This window comes from Hymenobacter agri, from assembly GCF_054778495.1.
Genome location: NZ_BAAGZM010000411.1, coordinates 1 through 3,852, shown reverse-complemented (window position 1 = coordinate 3,852; position 3,852 = coordinate 1). Strand labels below are relative to the sequence as shown.

Here is a 3,852-nt window from a genome sequence, read left to right as displayed (position 1 = left end):
GCCCAGTCCGCGCCACCAGCCGCCGGGCCCGCTGCGGGGCCAGCGTGGGTGCGGCGTGGCGTTGCGCGTCCAACGGTTCGTTGAGTGCGTCGGCAATGTCCTGGTCCGGAAATAAATGCTGCTTTTGAAACTGCCGCAGCCAGCGGTTGCGCTCGGCCACGATGCGGGCGTTGTTCTTGCCCAGCACCAGCCCGCGCGGCTGGTTGGGGATGATGGCCAGCGTCACGGTTTGGGCCAGGGAGAGGTAGTCGGGCGGCTGCTGGAAGTAGAGCAGCGCGGCCGACTTCACGCCCTCGATGTTGCCACCGTAGGGCACCAGATTCAGGTAGAGCTGCAGGATTTCGGCCTTGCTGTAATGAACTTCGAGCTGCACGGCGCGCAGCATTTCCAGCAGCTTGTTGCCGAAGGTGCGCTCTTTGGGTTCCAGCAGGCGGGCCACCTGCATGGTGATGGTGCTGGCCCCGGTGGTGCGGCCCTTTTTGAAAATGTTGCGGCCCGCCGCCTGCGCAATGGCCACCGGGTTCACCCCAAAATGGTAGCGGAAATACCGGTCTTCTTTATTGATGATGGCCTGCTGCAAGGCCGGCGTTATCTCGGCCAGTTCGGTTTTCATGCGCCATTTCTGGGTAGGGTTCAGGAAGGCGTGGAGCACGCTGCCATCGGCGGCCAGCACGATGGGGGAGTAGCGCGGGGCAGGCGGCAGGGGAAAGGCGCGGTCAAGGGCGAAGGCGAGCAGGGGTAGAACGAGTAGAGACGCATATTTGCGTCTCGTCGTTGAACGACCCGAAAGGCGCTTTCGCAGCCGTTGCCAATGTGTTGTTTGCCTCTGTATCATTTGTCGTTCAACGACGAGACGCAAATATGCGTCTATACACCTTGCATGGAAGACGAGAAATTTGACAGCCGTTTTCGAATAGAGTCGGCTCGGTGGGCAGGCTATGACTACAGCCAGAGCGGCGTGTATTTCGTGACCCTCTGCACACTCAACCGAGCTAGGTATTTCGGCGAAATCATCTTGCCAACCGGCCGATGGGAAGAGGCTGAATTAGCGCCGTCCGTGCAAGCACATATTGCGCGTGAGTGCTGGCTACAAATTCCAATTCGGTTTCCGTTCGTGGTACTCGATGCCTTTGTCATAATGCCCGACCATGTCCACGGTATTTTAATTTTTGACAAGCCGGAAGAGAAACGGCCCGCGCTGAACTACCAGAATTCTTTCGGGCCGCAACGTGAGAATCTGGCGGCGGTTATTCGTGGATTCAAAGCGGGAGTCAGCGCGGCGATTAAGCAGCGGGGTTTGGAATTTGGCTGGCAAAGCCGGTTCCACGACCGGGTAGTTCGAAATGACGTCGAGCTAGAAAAGATTCAGCGCTACATCGCCGATAATCCGGTGCGTTGGAAACACGAGCAATTTGCAGAGGAAGGATTGTTTCGCTGAACGAGGTAGAGACGCAATTATGCGTCTCTACCGCACCCGCACCACGCCGGCCCCGTTGTAGCTGTGATACTCCGCGTTATACATCGCATCGGCATTCACCGGCCCCAGCTTAAACGTGCCTTTGCTCACGGCCCGGCATAAATAATAAAAATGCTGCGGCGTACCCGTGGCGGTGGCAAACAGGTTAATCCGGTCATCGCGCACGTCCAGGTAATCGGGCGTTGCGGCGTCCTTCGCCCAGCTTAGCTCACGGAGGGGACCGATACGCGGGTTTTCGATTTCGAGGCCGGCGGGGAGCAGGTCGGTCACGGCTACGTTTTTGATGACGCCGGCGGCTTCGCCGGCTTCCAGCGTCAGCTTCACCACCACCAGGTCGTTCTGGCGGAAGGTGGGGGTACCCAGCGGGGCACCGTCGCGGGTGAGGAACTGGCGGCGCACTTTCAGGTAGGCGTCTTCCTCGTGCACCTGGCCGCTGGCTGAGATGCCCTCGGTTTCCCAGAAGTAGTAGAGGCTGCCCTTGCCGGCGCTGCGGATGCTCAGGTTGCGGTTGGCCACGTTGCGCAGGGTCAGGTCTTTGCCGTCGAAGGTTCCTGCTGACTTGCCGTCGATGAACAGGGTGGCGGTGGCGGTGCTGCGGGCGTTTTGGCGGGCTATTTTGCCCAGGGCCAGCAGGGCGAAGGCGCGCTCCTGGGTGTTGAGCCAAGGGGCGGCTTTGAGCTGGCGGCTGAGCTGGCGGGCCAGCGTGGGCACCTGCGGGTGGTTGGGGTCGGTGCTGACGAGGGCGTTGAGAATCAAGCCCTCGTCGCGGATGGGGGAGTAGAACGAGCCGTCGAGGGCGCGGCGGGTGGGGCGCTCGCTGCCGAAGCGGGTGGGCAGCAGCTCGCGGTAGGCGCGCTGGTTGCCGAGCAGGCTTTGGGTGCAGGCCAGCAGCACTTTGGAGTCTTCGGTGAGCAGGGGGCGGTTGGCGCGGTAGTAGTTCAGGGCCACGGGGTCCTGGCGGCCGGCCAGGGCGAGGACGTAGAGCGAGTAGGCGATTTCCTTGCTGGCTATCGTGCGCTGGCGGGCGATGTTGCTGACGTCGAAGTACTGGTAGGGCTCGGTTTCGCGCTTTTTCAGGCGGAAGGCCAGGTATTTCAGCACCTTGTCGAGGACGGATTTATTCACCGCGAAGCCGGCCTGCTGGGCTTCCTGCAGGAAATGGGCGGCGTAGGCGGTGGCCCACCAGTTGTCGTAGTCGCCGCCCGGCCAGTAGCTCAGGCTGCCGTTGTAGAGCTGCATCGCCTCAATCTTGCGAATGGCTTCCTGCACGTGGTAATTCGGATTGTAGCGCTGGGCCTTGGCGGCGGCCCCGGTTTTCTGCTGCAAAGTGGCCGCCAAATCGGCGTAGTACAGCTGCGGGAAGGCGGCCGACACGGTTTGCTCCAGGCAGCCGTAGGGGTATTGCAGCAGGTAGCGCAAATCCTTGCTGAACTCCGTGAGCGGCGAGCGGCTCACCACCAGCCGACTGCTGAGCGAGGTGGGCAGGAAATCGGTTTTCAGGTTGAGCGGGAGCGTGGCCCCGCCGGCAATTATGCCGCTGCCGGCGCGCTTTTCGAGCGAGGCGGCGGGACGAATAGGAATTTCTGTTATTTCTGTAAAGGCTTCAGTTGCTTCAGATGCAGACCTGATAACGGTTTTGAAAGTGACGTTGAGCTTCGGATTGCCAATTGACTCTGCTACTGCTGGAAATATAACTCGCTTTTCAGCAAACGGAGCAAGGTCAAAAGCGCCCGTCCCAACGCTGTAAACAATAGAATGCTCTTTAGCATAAGGCCCACTAGCAAAGCCTAAGCATTGGTCCCCGTCAACTGTCAAAAATGGATAACCCTTAATTATTTTATTGGTCGTATTCGTTAGCGTCACTACCACGCCAACGGTATCGCCGGGGCTCATAAACCGCGGCAGCGCCGTGGAAATCACCACCGGGTCGGCCACTTTCATCGTGGCTTCGGCCGAGCTGAAGGCATCGTCCTTATAGGCCACGGCCATGATGCGCAGCGCCCCGCTGAACTGCGGCACGCGCACCCGGTAGCGCACCTTGCCATCGCTGTCGGCGGTGAGCACGCCGCTCCATTTCGACACCAGCTTCACGCGGCGGTTGGGCACGGGGTTGGTGCGGCGGCGCAGGTCGGCGGCGTCGCCGCCGCTGCTGCTCGTGCCCAGCTCCGGCAAAATGAACGGGTACACGTCGAAGGCCGCTACTTCGAGGGCGCGCTTCTGGTAGAAGTAGGCGTGCGGGTCGGGCGTCTGGTAGTTGTTGCGCTGCAAAATGCCCTCGTCCACCACGGCCAGCGTGACCTGCGCGCGCGGGGCGGTGCTGATTTCCACGGTTTGCCAGGTTTGGGAGCGGCTGGCGGCCGGCGCGGCCAGGGTCA

3 protein-coding genes are annotated in these 3,852 nt (G+C 61.1%); 1 reads left to right on the top strand and 2 read right to left on the bottom strand.

Annotation, left to right across the window (positions count from 1 at the left end; genetic code table 11):
• Nucleotides 1–673, bottom strand: a 673-nt coding sequence (locus tag ACYVDE_RS16755) for a transglycosylase domain-containing protein (RefSeq protein ID WP_460502696.1), incomplete at its 3' end; no start/stop codon positions are given.
• A gap of 207 nt (nt 674–880) precedes the next feature.
• Between ACYVDE_RS16755 and ACYVDE_RS16750 the strand changes: the two genes are divergently transcribed.
• Nucleotides 881–1,438: a transposase gene (locus ACYVDE_RS16750; RefSeq protein ID WP_460502695.1), complete on the top strand. Its 558-nt coding sequence runs from the start codon at nt 881–883 to the stop codon at nt 1,436–1,438.
• A gap of 27 nt (nt 1,439–1,465) precedes the next feature.
• Here ACYVDE_RS16750 and ACYVDE_RS16745 read toward each other — a convergent pair.
• On the bottom strand, nt 1,466–3,852 hold a 2,387-nt coding region (locus ACYVDE_RS16745), incomplete at its 5' end, for an alpha-2-macroglobulin family protein (RefSeq protein ID WP_460502694.1).

Bases quoted from the DNA above. Each gene is read 5' to 3' on its own strand.
- ACYVDE_RS16750 (WP_460502695.1), top strand. From the start codon at position 881: ATGGAAGACGAGAAATTTGACAGCCGTTTTCGAATAGAGTCGGCTCGG.